This window comes from Devosia sp. P1_H9 (assembly GCF_056405135.1).
Window position 1 is genome coordinate 287,414 of sequence record NZ_JBFUCQ010000007.1, and the last position, 14,346, is coordinate 301,759.

The window sequence follows — 14,346 nt, forward strand, 5'->3', positions numbered from 1 at the left end:
GATGATTGCATACCCTCTCCTCCGTCGACGCCAGGTTCACCTGGACTTCCACACCTCCGAACACATTCCAAACGTTGGCGCTGAGTTCGACGCGGACGATTTCGTAAGAACGCTCCGGGATGCAAGCGTCGATTCGATAACCCTCTTCGCCAAGTGCCATCACGGCTGGTCGTACTATCCGACGCAGGCAGGGAGGTTGCATCCCACCCTTGTGCGGCCCAACCTCCTCGGTGAGATGGTCACCGCCTGCCGAGCGGCCGATATCGAAACGCCCATCTACCTCTCGGTGCAGTGGGATGAACGCGTCGCCCGCGAACACCCCGAGTGGCGGGCTATGAGCGCAACGAACTCCCTGGCGTTTGCCGATCCGACTGAAAGATCGGCACTGGGGCAGCTCTCGGCGGCATGGCACACGATCTGCCTGACCCATCGGCCATATATGGAGGAGCTGAAGGCGCAGACGAGTGAGATCATAGCCCTCTACAATCCGCCGGGCGTGTTCTTCGACATCCTGCAGCCCCCCGACTGCGTCTGCACCAACTGTCTCGACCGAATGCTGCGGGGTGGCCTGGATCCGCTTCTTCCGGCGGACCGACTGAAAAACGACTACGCCGTACTTGAAGAGGTCAGGTCGGAACTCTCGGCTCATGTCGACGCTGCAAACCCGGGCACGCGCGTATTCTATAATTCCGGCCATATCGCAAAGCACGGCAAGGACGCTTATCGCGCCTATTCGCACCTGGAACTGGAGAGTTTGCCGACCGGAGGCTGGGGCTATGATCACTTCCCCGCTTCTGCCCGATATGCCGACTATCTGGGGTTTGACTTCCTTGGCCAGACCGGAAAGTTTCACACCTCCTGGGGCGACTTCGGCGGGTTCAAACATCCCGATGCACTGATCTATGAGACCGCACAGATGTCGGCCTTGGGCGCGAAATGCCTCGTCGGCGACCAGTTGCACCCCAGCGGTCGAATGAACCGGGCCACTTATGCGACGATCGCTCCGGCCTACGACCGGATCCGTCGCTTGGGGCCGCTCCTGGAGGGAGCGCAATACCAGGCCGAAATCGCCATTCTCGCCTCCGAATATTTCCATCGGGAGCAGGATGGCAAGAACCACGCAGTCGATGACGGCGCCGTCCGGATGCTGCTCGAAAGCCATCGCGGTTTCGACATCATCGACCCAGATGCCGCCTTCGGCAATTACAGGCTGATCATCCTCCCCGACAACATTCCGGTGGACCTCGAGCTCGGCCTGAGGTTAACCGCCTTCGTTAAGAAGGGCGGAAAGATCCTCATGTCAGGCACATCTGGTATCGACCTACTGACCGGCGCGTTCAGTGTCGATGGCGGCATAACCTACCTTGGCAAGAACAAGTTCGAAACCTCCTATGTGGCAGCGGCCGGACTGAAGAAACTCCCCGACGCTCCGTTCGTCATTTATTGTCCGTCCGAGTGCGTCAGCGTCCAGACGGCGGAGGTTCTGGCGGAATTGCGGGATCCGTATTTCGACCGGACCTACGCTCACTTCTGCTCGCACCAGCATGCACCGGACAATCCGTATGCGGCCAGCCCGGGCCCCGCAGCGACGGTGAACGGAGGAATCGGCTACATCGCGCTGCCGATTTTCGGCGCCTATCACGACGCCGGTCAGCCGCTCTACCGGTACCTGGTGGACGCAGTCATCAATCGGTTGCTTCCCGATCCACTGGTGGTTACCGATCTTCCGTCGGCCGCCCGGGTCAGCCTCGCCAAGTCAGGCGAGGACTATGTGCTGCACCTGATGCATGGCACTCCGCAGGTGAGGGGGCGGTCAGTACAGCTGCCGGCGCGTCATCATCGCCAGGCGATCGAGATTATCGAAGACATACCGGTCCTGGGCCCGTCGCGCACGAGCATAAGGCTGGAGGGGGATTGGAGCGCCTACGATGCCCTCAGCGGTGAGCAGTTCGCTGCGAGATCCCTCGATGGTCGGCTGGAAGTAGACGTGCCTTCCCTGCATATCCATCGCGCCGTAGTCCTCACGCGTGGCACGGTGAACAAGCCGATTCTATCGTTCGAACGACTTAATGATGAGCAGGGCAGATGATCTCAGATCGGAAGGCGACGATTTACGACGTTGCTAAAACGGCCAACGTTTCCGTGGGCACTGTTTCTCGCTATCTCAACGGGCAGACCTTGAGGCAGTCGAACCGTGATCAGGTGGAACGGGCGATCGAGGCGCTCTCCTTTCGCGCCAACTCCATGGCGAGGGCCATCAGGGCCGACTCCACGAAGGTGATCGGCTTTTTGGTTCGTGAGATCGATGAATTCCACGGCACGCTTCTTGAGAAGCTGTCCAGGCAGTTCCAGGCTTCCGGCTACAAGATAATGACCTACTGCCACGACGAGCGGCAGGAGGAGGTGATGGATGCCGTCGACTACTTCGTTGGACAGCGTGTGGACGCCCTGATCATGGGTGGCGCACCGGAGGCGGCTGCGGCTGTCCGGAGGATCATCGAGGAGAATATTCCCGTCATCACCTACAATAACGACGTTCTGGGCATGAACGTCGATCGCGTTTTCGTCGACAATCAAAACGCCGCCGCCCGCGCTGTGTCCCACCTCATTGATCTCGGCCACACCAGGATAGCCCACATCGCCGGCCGGCAGGACGTCTCCACCGGCGTTGCACGCCGCGAAGGGTACGTGACGGCATTGCGACGCGCAGGGATCGATCTGGAAGACGCGTTCATTGAGCAGGGCAACTGGCACGTCGACGGTGGGTACGCCGCAAGTGCGCGGCTGATGCACCTGGAACGCCCTCCCACGGCGATATTCACTGCAAATTACCAGATTGCGGTCGGCGTTCTCGAAAGCGCCCGCGACCATGGCTGGAGCATACCCGATACGTTTTCTCTGGTGAGCTTTGACGACACGCAGCTGTTTCGCTTCTACCCCGGGGGCATTTCCGCCATTTCCCAACCTATCGATGAAATCGCCAGAAGCATCGTCGACACCACGCTGGCACGACTGCAGGGTACTGACGTCGCTGCAACCACCACCCGCACGATACAGTGCAATCTCATCCTGCGCGGCTCCACCCGCCCGCCTGCACGCAGCTAGGAAATGTCCAAGATGGCGACGAACAGTGCCTTTCGCATTCTCGACTCCGTCGAGATCGCCATGCGCGACGGCAGCAATCTGCGCGCGAATGTCTGTTTGCCAGACGAGACCGGCCAATGGCCTGTATTGCTCCAGCGCACACCCTATCGAAAGGACGATGCCTTCTCGACTCTGGATTTCCTGGCAGCGCTTCGGCGCGGCTACGCCATCGTGGTCCAGGATACACGCGGCCGCTATGCCTCGGACGGGACCTTCACCCCGTTTGCCAACGAGGCAGAAGACGGCACCGATACGATCGCTTGGCTGCGCCAGCAAAGCTTTTGCAATGGCCAAGTGATGATGTTTGGCGGCTCCTATACCGGGGCCACGCAAGTCCTGGCTGCGGCTGACCATCCCGAAGGGCTGATCGCCGTCTCGCCGTTCCTGACCACCGCGCGCCATGGCGACACCTGGAGCTATCGCGGCGGAGCGCACGAACTGGCCTTTCTCCTGCTATGGGTAATCGAAAGTCTCGGCCCGGAGGATTTGCGGCGCCGCCTCAATGACATGCCGAAGGCAGATGCGGAGAGAGCCACACGCGTCCTTGCTGACTTCCAAAAAGATCCGCACGTCGCCTTCGCCCGGCTGCCAATTCTTGATGACGACCTGATTGCGCTCGCGCCCTATGCCGCCACCTGGTTCAATGCCGAGCGGGCGGCCTCGGGTACGAAAGATCGCGAACATCTCGACGCCCTCCAGGCCAGCGACGTGCCCTTCCTCATCACCCCCGGCTGGAACGATCTGTTCGTTGAGGGGGCGATCGAGCTTTTCGAAACCGTGCGCAGCCGCTGGAACCGCGCCGCGGACGTTCGGGACCGTCTCATCATCGGGCCCTGGTCGCATTGCAATCCGACCGACTGGCAGGGGGATAGCTGGCTCGGCTACGCCGCTTCGACGGCCACCTTGGTCACCGAGCAATTGGCCTTCTTCGACGAGGCGAAGGCCGGTACCGTGCCCGCGACGCCCATGGTGCGATACTTTCGGTCCGGCTCGAACTCCTGGCACAGCGCCTCGGATTGGCCTTTGCCCTACACCGGAATACGCCAGCTATACCTCAGTCAATCCGGCCTGGGCCCGATTACGTCAGAAGACTGGTCACGCACTTATACGTCGGACACGCTGAACCCAGTGCCCACCGTCGGCGGCGCCAACTATGTACCCGGCCTCCAGCTGGGCCGCAATTCCGGCCCGAAGGATCAAAAGCACATCGAGAGCCGCGACGATGTGTTGCTATTCACGTCCGAGCCACTGGACACAGACCTGGACGTAACAGGCCTGGTCGAGCTCACCGTCTGGGTCGCCTCGGACGCCCCGACAGCAGATTGGACGGCCAGGCTCTGCGAAGTGGACAGCACTAACCGCAGCACTGGCCTCGTCGACGGCATTTATCGCCAACCGGTCTGTAGCAAGAGGCCGGCCGAAATTGTCGTCAGGCTCGGCCATATCAGCCATATGTTCGCAGAGGGTAGCCGCATCCGCCTGCAGATCGCCTCATCAAATTTCCCGCGCTTCGATCGAAACCCTCAATCTCAAGTTTCGTCCGTGCTGGCTCGGCCAAGTGAATTCAAGCTAGCCCACCAGACGGTCGTAGGCGGCCCGCGCTTTCTCAGCCGGCTAGCGCTTCCAGTCCTCAATTTGAGCTGAGCGATTCCCTGGGGGTGAGTTCAGTGATGTTCGTAGGCCAAAGCCAGAACAACGCACGCTTGAGGGCCAGAGCGCAATGACCGCTTCTGGCGCAAAGCGGACATTGGTCCGCCAACGAAACAGGCGGCGAAAAAATAATGGTCTACAACATCAGCAGGTTATGGCCACCGGCCGCCGCCACTTCGAGGGCGCGGCGGGCGACTTCCTGGCCGCGGACTTCGGACAGGTCCGGGAGACCTGTTGCGTCGGTTTGCCGCCGCGGCACCGGCCGGGTGCAAAGCTGGAAGCCGCCGAGGTGGTTGACCAGCGCCAAGAGCGTCTGCGGCGCGACGATTTCCAGGTCGTCGCCTGCCCACGCCGCCTCGGGCCCCGCACTTTCAGCACAGATGATGCCCATGTCGCGCGACAGCGCGGCGATCGCCGCAGGCAGCACCCCGGCGGTCGGCGCCAGCCGGCCATCTAGGCCGAGTTCACCCAGCGCCAGATAACCCTCCAGCGCGTCGGACGGGATGGCGCCGATGGCCGCCATCAGCCCGAGCGCGATCGGCAGGTCGTAGTGGCTGCCCTCCTTGGGGAGATCGGCCGGCGCGAGATTCACGGTAATGCGTTTGGGCGGCAGGCTGAGGCCGGAAGCATAAAGCGCGGCGCGCACCCGCTCGCCGGATTCCTTCACCGCCTTATCGGGCAGGCCGACGAGAAAGAAGTTCGGAAGCCCCGGCGCGATCTGCACCTGGACGTCAACCGGCACCGCCTCGATACCCTGAAACGCCACGGTCGCGACCCGCGTGACCATCACTACGCCCCCAACCATCCCCGCGCCGAACGCTATCAGGAGAATTACGGATGGCGCAAGAACATTAAGGGAACAGAATATCGGAACAACAATAACCGCCGAGGCATTCAGCTTGCCGTCGTCCTGCTCAGCACGTAGCGCCGATGCCGGATAAGCTCACCGCGGGAGCGAGACCTGGCCTCGACTGTATCCATGCCACGTTGCCGCTCCGGCTATTGTGTGCGATCGACGCCGTACCAGATCTGCCGGGCCACCCGGTTGAGCGGCGCGGTGATCCGCCATTTGGAGGTTCGGTTGACGCGCTTCGCCAGCCCGGCCATGTCTGGAACACGTCCGTGCAGGATCTTGACGCCGCCGCCGATCGCGCCCGGATAAGGCAGCCGATAATTGTAGGCCATGGGCAGCACTGCGAAGCGGATATCGGTGTGGTAGAGCGCGTGGCGGAACGGCTGCTGATCCTGCTTGAGACCTGTCTCGGTATGCCGCGCTGACCAGAAATCGAGGAAAGCATCGGTTTCGGCATCCTTGCGCAGCGCCACCAATCCGGAATTCAGCTTGGGGAACGATATCGGGATGCCGTCATCGTCCGACACTCCGCCCCGCTGCTGCAGCTCGACGGTCCAGAAGGGCGTTACGGCCGCCGCCAGCGGGAAGCGATCGAGGATCGTGAACAACTCGGGGACCGGATCGCAGACGAAGGTGTCGGTGTCAATGAACACCGTTCGGGCGAACGGACTGTGTCGCATTGCCCACATCTTGAGCGACTTGACGTGCATGCCTGGGGGCGGCGCGACCTGGATGTCGAACAAGTGCTGCGGCATGGGCTTGTCGGCAACAATCGCCACTGCAGCCTGAGGCATCACCGCCTTGATGCTTGCCGCGGAGCGTTCGGCTTCGATGAGCCAACGGTCGCCCCTGGCGCAGTAGAGAAATCCCTGGTCGGACATGTGCACTTCCACCGGCCTACATCTGAACGTGATTTCTGATCAGCCCCGGCGCGAAGTAGGCGACGATTTCGGCGCCGTAGATCACCAGCGCGTAGCCCGCTCCAAAAACGAACGAGCCGCTTGCCGTGAGCGGATCGAGACCCAGCGGGCGGGCACGTGACGCGATCGTCTGCCCGTTCCTGCCGATGGTACGCACCAGCCGTACGGCGCCGCCGAGCGGGCTGGCGTGCAGCCAGCCCAGCGGTCGCTTGTGCCGCCGCCAGTAGACATTGTCGTGGCCCTGGCAGACAGCACGGATGAACGCATGCCGCAGCCCTTCGGGCGCAGGGTGGCTGACAGTCGCATCGGCCGCCCGCCAGATCTGTATGCCGTCGGCCTTGAGACGGCCCGCCAGCTCGACGCATTGCCCGCGATAGCTGCCGGCGCGGCGGAAGCCGTAGCGCTCGAGGATCTCGCGCTTGAAGGCGACGTTGTTGGCGTAGAAATGTCCGGTCGGGCTGACGCCGGTGTGCTTGGGGTTGGGTTCGAAGAACCAGAAGCCCGAGAACAGGCGGTCGAGCAGCGTGTCCCTTGCAAGGTAGGTGTGGCCGCCGACCACCTGCACGTCATCCCGATCCACCGCCCCCAGCATGTGGCCGAGCCAGCCGGCATCCGGGATGACGTCGCTATCGAGGAAGACGACCGTATCGGCGGTGGCCGAGGCCGCGCCAAGGTTCTTCTGCTCGAAATAATGCAACCCGGGGGCCGCGATGTAGCGGATATCGCCGGGCCAGTTTGCCGGGTCGAGTTCTTCATCGACGGTTGAGCGCGGCACGGCGACATCGACCTCGCCCGGATCATAGGCGACGAGCAGCTCGAACCGGGTGTTGTGCGACCGGGCGTAGTCCCTGGCTTGCTCACCGAGCCTCGACAGCATCTGGCGTGCCCGGTCGACATCGGACAGCAGCGCGTTTTCCCACTCGATCACGATTGAAGCAGTTGATGGCAATTTTGGCCCCCCGACCGATTGCCATCAGAAGCTATCAAACTGTCCGGCGCAGCGCGAGTCCCGCGTTAACCATGCTGGAATAACAAAGGGTTAGCGCAAGGTTTCGTTAAGCGCGCCATGTTGATTCAAAGGCTTCCGATCTCTGTCCGAAAGCCAGACGACCAGCATGCTTGCCGCCGCCCGCCCCGCGTTTCCGTTCGCCAAATCCCTGCTGCTGGTCGGGCTAACCCTGCTGCTTGCCGCCTGCGGGCGCTCGCCTACGCATGACTATCGTGGCATCCCCGGCGACAACGATCCGCATGACGGGGTGCGGCGGGCCTGGGGCCTGCCGATCCAGGGGCTGGATGTGGCGCGCTACCAGGGCCGCGTCGATTTCAACGCGGCGCGGGGTGGCGGGGTGCACTTCGTCTACATCAAGTCGACCGAGGGCAAGGACTACATCGACCCCAATTTCTACGACAACTGGCGCGGCGCCCAGGCGGCTGGCCTGGCGCGTGGCGCCTATCATTTCATGACCTGGTGCAGCCTCGCCTCGCAGCAGGCCGCGTGGTTCAGGCGCATGGTGCCGAACGATCCGGACGCGCTGCCGCCGGTGCTCGATCTCGAGTGGAACAACCACTCGAGCTGCAAGAACAAGTTCAACCGCGAGGACGTGCTGGAGAAAGTCCGCGTGATGCTCGCCGAGATGGAGCGGCACACCGGCAAGGTGCCGATCATCTATACCGACATGAACTTCTACAGCGACATCCTCGCGGGTGAGCACTTCGATTCCTCGTTCTGGTTGCGCTCGACTGCCGCCGAGCCGCACACCAAGTATGGCGACGAGCCGTGGCTGTTCTGGCAGTGGACGCAGACCGGCACGATGTCGGGCGTGCGCACCGAAGTCGACCGCAACGCGTTCTATGGCAGCGAGGGCGACTGGGTGACGTTCCTGCTCACCGGGTGCGACCCGCGTACTGTCGACCGGCTGGGCCCGCAGGGACGTTGCCAAAGTCACAAGTAACGGTGCGCGAGTGCTTGGCGGCCTTGTCAGTATTTCGCCTTGGTTCTAGCCTCACGTAGTGATTTGCCGGCGGAGTCGGCGCGAAACAATGGAAGGGGATACGCTATGGCCAAGGGTCAGCTGAAATCCAACAAGGAAGCCAAGAAGCCCAAGAAGGAAAAGCCGAAAGTGCTGGCGACGGCCGGGATGACCCCCGCCACTGCCGCTCCGGCGAAAAAGAAGTAATCGGGCTGATCGATCATTGTTCAAGGGCCGTGGCATCGCCGCGGCCCTTCGCTATTTGGCGGCGGTTTCGAGCAGCGGGGTAATCAGGCCGCTGGCTTTCACCCCATCGAGCAGGAACTGGACTGCGAGGGCCGCGAGCAGCACGCCGACGACGCGGCTGACCACGGCGAGGCCAGTGATGCCGAGCAGCCGCTGGATCGGGATGGCGACCAGCATCACCACATAGCAGAGCAACAGGATCGCCAGCAGCGCCGCGACCACTACGAACCAGGCGAGATTGAAGCCGCCGGTGCCGGTGGTCAGAAGGATCACCGCGCTGATGGCGCCGGGACCGGCGAGCAGCGGCGTCGCCAGCGGGAACACCGAGATATCGGAGCGGTGCTGCGCTTCGTTTTCTTCCTCCGGCGTCGTGCCGGTGCCGCCCGAGTGGCGGGCGAACACCATGTCGATCGAGATCAGCAGCAAGAGGATGCCACCGGCGATGCGCAGCGCCGGCAACGTGATGCCGAACAAGCGCAGCAGCACCTCGCCGAACACCGCGAAGAACAGGAGGATCACGCCGGCGATGACGGTGCCGCGCAGCGCCATCGAGCGCCGCTCAGCCTGGGTGTTCTTCTGTGTCAGCGCCGCATAGACGACGAGCAGATCCGCCGGCCCAAGGGTGGCGAAGAACGTGGTCAGGGCGAGGAGAAGCGTATCGACGGGCATGGCGGGACAATGGCCGAGGCCGGGCCGAAAGGCGAGAGGGCGCGAAGGATTTCACCCGGTCGCGCAAGACCTCCGCAAATCAGCCGCAAAGCCGCCCGACTGAACAGCGGCTGCCATGACCATTACCCTCGACGCATCGCCGATCGATGTACTGCCTGCGCCGCGACCGCTGTGGGGGACGCTGGCGTCGTTCGGCTTGCATGGCGCGCTGCTGGCGCTGTTGCTGATCGGGCCGAACATACAGCGGCTGCGGCCGGTGATGCCGCGCAGCATTGCCGTCGAGATCGTTTCGGCGGCGCAATTCGCGGCGCTGCTCAAGCCGGCTGAAGTGCCGGAGGCCAGCCCTCCGCCGGCTGCCACCACGACACCGGATGCAACACCGAACGCGCCAACAGCTCCAGCCGCGAAACCCAGTACCCGCACCATCAGTGCCACCGACTTCTACGCCGGGAGCCTGCTCGCAGAACCGGCCAGCGAAGCCCTGCGGGATGGGATGAAGACGCTCGATGGCAGTGAGCGGCTGGTGCAGCTGTGCAGCATCGAGGCGATCGAGCAGATCCGCCACGCCCGGCCGGAATACGACCCTGACACCGTCGTCGCCTACGCCATGGCTGACATGGCGATGCGCGACGGCGCGCTGATCGCCGACGGCGCCGCCTTCCGCAGCCGCCGTGAATGGTACGAAGTGCACTTCAGCTGCGCCGCCGCCGCCGACTTCTCGACAGTCGAACGCTTCGAGTTCTCGGTGGGTGACTTCATCCCGCACGAGCAGTGGGACGCGCACTACCTCACTGCGGCCGAGAGCGATGAGTGATCACTAGCGACGTCTGGTCCACCCACCGGTGTGGCGTCGGCGCTACAGTTGAGGAATTTGCGTTGTCCTGAGGCGACGGTAACTGTGCAGCGAGGCGAACCATAGTATCGGTGACGCGAATACTTAGTTTTGGGGCACCAATGAATAAGCTGATCCCGACCACTGCGGCGATTGCACTGCTCGCTGCCACGCCGGCTTTCGCCGCCGACCTCATCGTCGATGAAGCAGCGGGGTCGCCTGCCGCTCCGGATTTCGGCGGTTTCTATGCAGAGGTTTACGGTGGCGTAGTCCTGCCCGGTATCGCGACGTGGAACGGTGATGACTACGACCTTAACCTCGGGCCGGCTCTCGGCGCGTCAGTGGGCATGAGGACGCCTGTTCTCGGCCTGTCGGTGGGGCTCGATGTGATGTGGACCTCGGCCGAGTACACCGACTACAGCAACGAGTTCCAGCACAGCCTCAGCGGCATGGTGGAAGCCGAATACGCCGTGCCCTTGAACGACACGTTCGAGCTCTATGGAGCTGCCGGCCTCGGCTTCGTCGACATTGTCTACGAGGACACGCTCGGGGATAAACTGTCCGACACCGGCGCCGGCTACCAGGTCGCCATCGGCGCGCGGGCCAACCTGCTGGAGAACGTGGCGCTGTTTGCCGAGTTCAAGCACCAGGACACGTTTGGTACTGTCGATCTCGTCGACATCACCACTAACGCCGTCAGCGTGCCGACCAACAATCTGCTCGTCGGCCTGCGTTTCGCAATGTAATCGCGGTCCGCCGTATGCCAAAGGGCCGCCCCGTGTGGGCGGCTTTTTGCTTTGTGTGGCGGTCGATCACGACGCGTCGGCGAGCCCGGCGGTGACGAGGTCGTTCAACCGTTCCGCATCCGTGCCTGCAACGAGGCAGGCGAATGCGACGCCGAGTTCTGGGCTGCGCACGGCCTTGGCTTGAGCGCCCATCCATTCGCCGCCGTGGATCAGTAGCGGGCGGCCGCGGTGCTGGCGGAGGCCGAGGCCCCAGCCGTAGTCGACGGGCGTGCCGTCGTTGAGCCGGCCCGGGGTGGTGACGAGGGCGGCGATGCCCAGGGTGTCCCGATTTTGGTGGTCGAGCCACTGGACGAAGGTGCGGGCGGTCGCCCAAAGGCCGAGGCCGCCGTGGGTGAGCGGCAGGTGCGGGCCGAGCAGCGCGGTTTGCGGCAAGGCGGTGATGTCGGTGGCGAAGCCGATGCCGTCGAGCTGAAGCGGCTCGAACAGCCGGGTGGCGGCGAACTCGGCGAGCGGCATGCCGCTGGCTTCGGCGATGATGCGGGCGAGGAGGACGTAGCCGGCGTTGGAGTAGCCATGGGCGGCGCCGGTGGTGAGGGCAGCTCGGCGAGATTGGCGAGGGCGTCGAACACGAACGCTTCCGTCCAGTCGCTGGTCATTCGGGCTTCGAGCTCGCCAGCGGGGGGTAGGCCGCTGGTGTGATGTGCGAGCTGGCGTGGCGTGATGGTTGCCGACCATGGTGGGAGGCCGCCGACATAGGCGGAGAGCGGCAGGTCAGGATCAACACGGCCGTCATGCACCAGCAGCGCCAGGGCGGTGCCGGTGACCTGCTTGGCGAGGCTGGCGACGTAGAAGTGGTCGGTGGGCAGGACCGGCTGACCGTTGGGCCAGCTGCCGGTGACGTGATCCTCGATGATGCTGCCCGCCACCCGCGCCAGCGCCACCGGCGTGTCCGGCGCAAAACCCGCTCGCTCGACCAGCGTCGCGAGCGGGGTCATCTGGCTCAGGCCCGCCGCTTCTCGATGGCGTCCCAGATCATCACGGCGATATCCGGCCCGCCGAAGCGCTTGATTTCGCGAATGCCGGTGGGCGAGGTGACGTTGATCTCGGTGAGGTAGTCGCCGATCACGTCGATGCCGACGAAGATCATGTCGCGCTCCTTGAGCGCGGGGCCGATGGTGGCGCAGATTTCGCGCTCGCGCTCGGTGAGCGGCGACAGCTCCGGGCGGCCGCCGACATGCATGTTGGACCGTGCTTCGCCATCCGCCGGGATGCGGTTAAGGCCGGCCACCGGCTCGCCGTCGACGAGGATGATGCGCTTGTCGCCCTTGCGCACATCCGGCAGGTACTTCTGCACCATGAAGGGCTCGCGGAAGCTCTGCTCGAACAGCTCGATCAGCGAGTTGAGGTTCTGGTCGCCCTCCTGCAGCAGGAACACACCGGCGCCGCCATTGCCGTAGAGGGGCTTGAGGATGATGTTGCCGTGTTCCTTGCGGAACTCGCGGATCAGGCCGCGATCGCGGGTCACCAGCGTCGGCGGCATCAGCTCGGGGAACTCGGTGACGAGGATCTTCTCCGGCGCGTTGCGCACCGCAGCGGGCGGATTGACCACATAGGTCTTGGGGTGGATGCGCTCGAGCAGGTGGGTGAGCGTGGTGTAGTTCATGTCGAACGGCGGATCCTGCCGCATCAGCACCACGTCGTAGGCCTGGAGATCGGCCCGTGCGAACTCGCCCAGCGCGTAGTGCTCGCCCTTGGGCTTGTCGAACACGGTGATCGGGGCCAGCTCGGCCGACACGTGGTTGTCGCGCAGCGCCAGGGTCTGCGGCACGTAATAGTCCACCTTGTGCTTGCGCGCCTGCGCCTCGAGCATCATGGCGAAGGTCGAATCCCCCGCCGGATTGATCGAAGCGATGGGGTCCATCTGCACGGCGATTTTGAGGGACATGAAGCGGTCCTAGCTGGCGTCGAAAGCGCCTTTGACATGGCGCGGCCACGTGCGCGGCGCAAGGAAAATCACATCGAACCGGAGGGGCGTTTCGGCGAGGGCCGGGTGGCGCGCAACATAGTACTGCGCGGCGCGGGAGATGCGGCCGGCATTGACCGCAGCGAGGGCCATGGCCTCCTCCGAGCGGGCCTGCCGGGCCTTCACTTCGATAAAGGCGGTGAGCCCGAAGCGGCGGGCGACAAGGTCGATCTCGCCGACCGGTGTCTTCACGCGCGCCGCGACGATGCGATAGCCCTTGAGCCGCAGGTACCACGCAGCCAGCGCTTCGCCGCGGCGGCCGAGGAGTTCGGCGCCGAGCCGGGCACTGCGGGTCTGGTTATTCCTCGGCCTTGAGGGCGAGGGCCGCATCGTAGACCTCCTTGCGCTTGAGGGCGTAGCGCGCGGTGATCTCGTCGACGGCGGCGCGCAGCGGCTGCGCAACCAGCGCCTCCTCGAGCGCTGCCTTCCAGTCGGCCTCCTCGACCACCACGCCCTCGGCGCCGCCGACGAGGATCACAGCCTCGCCCTTGGTGTCGCCGGCCCCAAAATGGCGTGCGAGTTCGCTGAGCGTGCCGCGCTCGACCCGCTCGAACCGCTTGGTGAGCTCGAGCGCTACTGCGGCAGGCCGGTGGCCCAGTGCTTCAGCCATGGCGGCGAGCGTATCGCCGAGACGGCGGGGCGACTCGTAGAACACCAGGGTGTCGGGGCGCGCCTTGAGCGCTGCCAGCGCGTTGGCGCGGGCCCCGGCCTTGGAGGGCAGGAAGCCGATGAAGCCGAAGGCGTCGGTGGGCAGGCCTGCGCTTGCCAGCGCCGCGAGCAGCGCCGATGCCCCGGGAATGGCGAATACCGGCAATCCGGCTTCGCGCATGGCGCGGACCAGCGGGAAGCCCGGATCGGACAAGAGTGGCGTGCCGGCGTCCGAGATCTGCGCCACCGCGCGGCCCGCCTGAAGGCTCGCGATCACCTCGCCGATACGGGCGCGTTCGTTGTGCTCGTGCAGCGACTTACGCGCGGTGCGGATGCCGTAGTGATCGAGCAGCGTCGCCGAGTGACGCGTATCCTCGCAGAGGATCAGGTCGGCAGCGGCCAGCGTCTCGAGGGCGCGCAGCGTAATGTCCTTGAGGTTGCCGATCGGGGTGGCAACGACATACAGCCCGACCGCCAGAGGGGCCGCGGGAAACTCGGTTCCGGCGATGAAGAAGCTCTTCGGCCGATCGTCCACGCCGCCTCCGATTAACACGAAGTTAAGCTCGGTCTTTATGAGCCGGGCCCGATTCTGTATAGACGCCTTTCAAGGTGCGCCACGCGCGGCAGAGTGCGGGACTTGATAAA

Annotated in this window: 13 protein-coding genes and 2 pseudogenes; 6 read left to right on the plus strand and 9 right to left on the minus strand. The window is 64.1% G+C overall.

The window, feature by feature from the left end; genetic code table 11:
- Nucleotide 1 precedes the first annotated feature (1 nt).
- Genes AC1DYL_RS16295 through AC1DYL_RS16305 form a run of 3 tightly spaced genes read left to right on the plus strand, consistent with a single transcriptional unit; the run spans nucleotide 2 to nucleotide 4,788 of the window.
- The gene (locus AC1DYL_RS16295; protein ID WP_477173973.1) at nucleotides 2-2,089 is read left to right on the plus strand and encodes a beta-galactosidase trimerization domain-containing protein; all 2,088 of its coding nucleotides are present in this window, start codon (nucleotides 2-4) and stop codon (nucleotides 2,087-2,089) included.
- Entirely contained in the window at nucleotides 2,086-3,105 is a 1,020-nt protein-coding gene (locus AC1DYL_RS16300; protein WP_477173974.1) for a LacI family DNA-binding transcriptional regulator, read from the plus strand. Before AC1DYL_RS16295 ends, AC1DYL_RS16300 begins: the two co-directional genes overlap by 4 nt.
- A gap of 3 nt (nucleotides 3,106-3,108) precedes the next feature.
- Nucleotides 3,109-4,788 (plus strand): CocE/NonD family hydrolase, encoded by a 1,680-nt coding sequence (locus AC1DYL_RS16305; protein ID WP_477173975.1) that lies wholly within the window; start codon nucleotides 3,109-3,111, stop codon nucleotides 4,786-4,788.
- A 148-nt stretch (nucleotides 4,789-4,936) separates the two neighbouring features.
- Here AC1DYL_RS16305 and AC1DYL_RS16310 read toward each other — a convergent pair.
- The 3 genes and pseudogenes from AC1DYL_RS16310 to AC1DYL_RS16320 form a co-directional block, all read right to left on the minus strand.
- Nucleotides 4,937-5,581 (minus strand): annotated as a pseudogene (locus tag AC1DYL_RS16310) (magnesium chelatase domain-containing protein); the annotation flags it as partial.
- Between the two features lie 212 nt (nucleotides 5,582-5,793).
- The gene (locus tag AC1DYL_RS16315) at nucleotides 5,794-6,528 is read right to left on the minus strand and encodes a glycosyltransferase family protein (RefSeq protein WP_477173976.1); all 735 of its coding nucleotides are present in this window, start codon (nucleotides 6,526-6,528) and stop codon (nucleotides 5,794-5,796) included.
- 16 nt (nucleotides 6,529-6,544) lie between these two features.
- Nucleotides 6,545-7,516 carry a glycosyltransferase gene (locus AC1DYL_RS16320; protein WP_477173977.1) on the minus strand — a complete coding sequence of 324 codons (972 nt, stop codon included), beginning with the start codon at nucleotides 7,514-7,516 and terminating at the stop codon, nucleotides 6,545-6,547.
- A gap of 166 nt (nucleotides 7,517-7,682) precedes the next feature.
- Between AC1DYL_RS16320 and AC1DYL_RS16325 the strand changes: the two genes are divergently transcribed.
- The gene (locus AC1DYL_RS16325; RefSeq protein WP_477173978.1) at nucleotides 7,683-8,519 is read left to right on the plus strand and encodes a GH25 family lysozyme; all 837 of its coding nucleotides are present in this window, start codon (nucleotides 7,683-7,685) and stop codon (nucleotides 8,517-8,519) included.
- Nucleotides 8,520-8,795: 276 nt separating this feature from the next.
- Here the strand turns inward: AC1DYL_RS16325 and AC1DYL_RS16330 are convergent, their stop codons facing one another.
- On the minus strand, nucleotides 8,796-9,452 hold the full coding sequence (locus AC1DYL_RS16330; protein ID WP_477173979.1) for a MarC family protein: 657 nt from the start codon (nucleotides 9,450-9,452) through the stop codon (nucleotides 8,796-8,798).
- A gap of 115 nt (nucleotides 9,453-9,567) precedes the next feature.
- Here AC1DYL_RS16330 and AC1DYL_RS16335 point away from each other — a divergent pair, with 115 nt between their 5' ends.
- Together AC1DYL_RS16335 and AC1DYL_RS16340 are read left to right on the plus strand one after the other, a co-directional pair.
- The gene (locus tag AC1DYL_RS16335) at nucleotides 9,568-10,266 is read left to right on the plus strand and encodes a DUF930 domain-containing protein (RefSeq protein WP_477173980.1); all 699 of its coding nucleotides are present in this window, start codon (nucleotides 9,568-9,570) and stop codon (nucleotides 10,264-10,266) included.
- Nucleotides 10,267-10,406: 140 nt separating this feature from the next.
- Nucleotides 10,407-11,030 (plus strand): porin family protein, encoded by a 624-nt coding sequence (locus tag AC1DYL_RS16340; protein WP_477173981.1) that lies wholly within the window; start codon nucleotides 10,407-10,409, stop codon nucleotides 11,028-11,030.
- A gap of 66 nt (nucleotides 11,031-11,096) precedes the next feature.
- On the opposite strand, the gene AC1DYL_RS16345 is transcribed toward AC1DYL_RS16340, so the two are convergent.
- The 5 genes and pseudogenes from AC1DYL_RS16345 to rsmI form a co-directional block, all read right to left on the minus strand.
- A complete protein-coding gene (locus AC1DYL_RS16345) occupies nucleotides 11,097-11,675 on the minus strand; it encodes a serine hydrolase domain-containing protein (protein ID WP_477174005.1) in 579 nt (192 codons plus the stop codon).
- Nucleotides 11,645-12,025 (minus strand): annotated as a pseudogene (locus AC1DYL_RS16350) (serine hydrolase); the annotation flags it as partial. The gene AC1DYL_RS16345 and the pseudogene AC1DYL_RS16350, both read right to left, overlap by 31 nt.
- Nucleotides 12,026-12,030: 5 nt before the next feature.
- The gene (gene gshB / locus AC1DYL_RS16355; protein ID WP_477173982.1) at nucleotides 12,031-12,975 is read right to left on the minus strand and encodes a glutathione synthase; all 945 of its coding nucleotides are present in this window, start codon (nucleotides 12,973-12,975) and stop codon (nucleotides 12,031-12,033) included.
- 9 nt (nucleotides 12,976-12,984) lie between these two features.
- Nucleotides 12,985-13,383, minus strand: a complete 399-nt coding sequence (locus AC1DYL_RS16360) for a YraN family protein (RefSeq protein WP_477173983.1) — start codon at nucleotides 13,381-13,383, stop codon at nucleotides 12,985-12,987.
- Nucleotides 13,352-14,236, minus strand: coding sequence for a 16S rRNA (cytidine(1402)-2'-O)-methyltransferase (gene rsmI / locus AC1DYL_RS16365; RefSeq protein WP_477173984.1), 885 nt, complete (start codon nucleotides 14,234-14,236; stop codon nucleotides 13,352-13,354). Before rsmI ends, AC1DYL_RS16360 begins: the two co-directional genes overlap by 32 nt.
- Nucleotides 14,237-14,346: the final 110 nt, after the last annotated feature.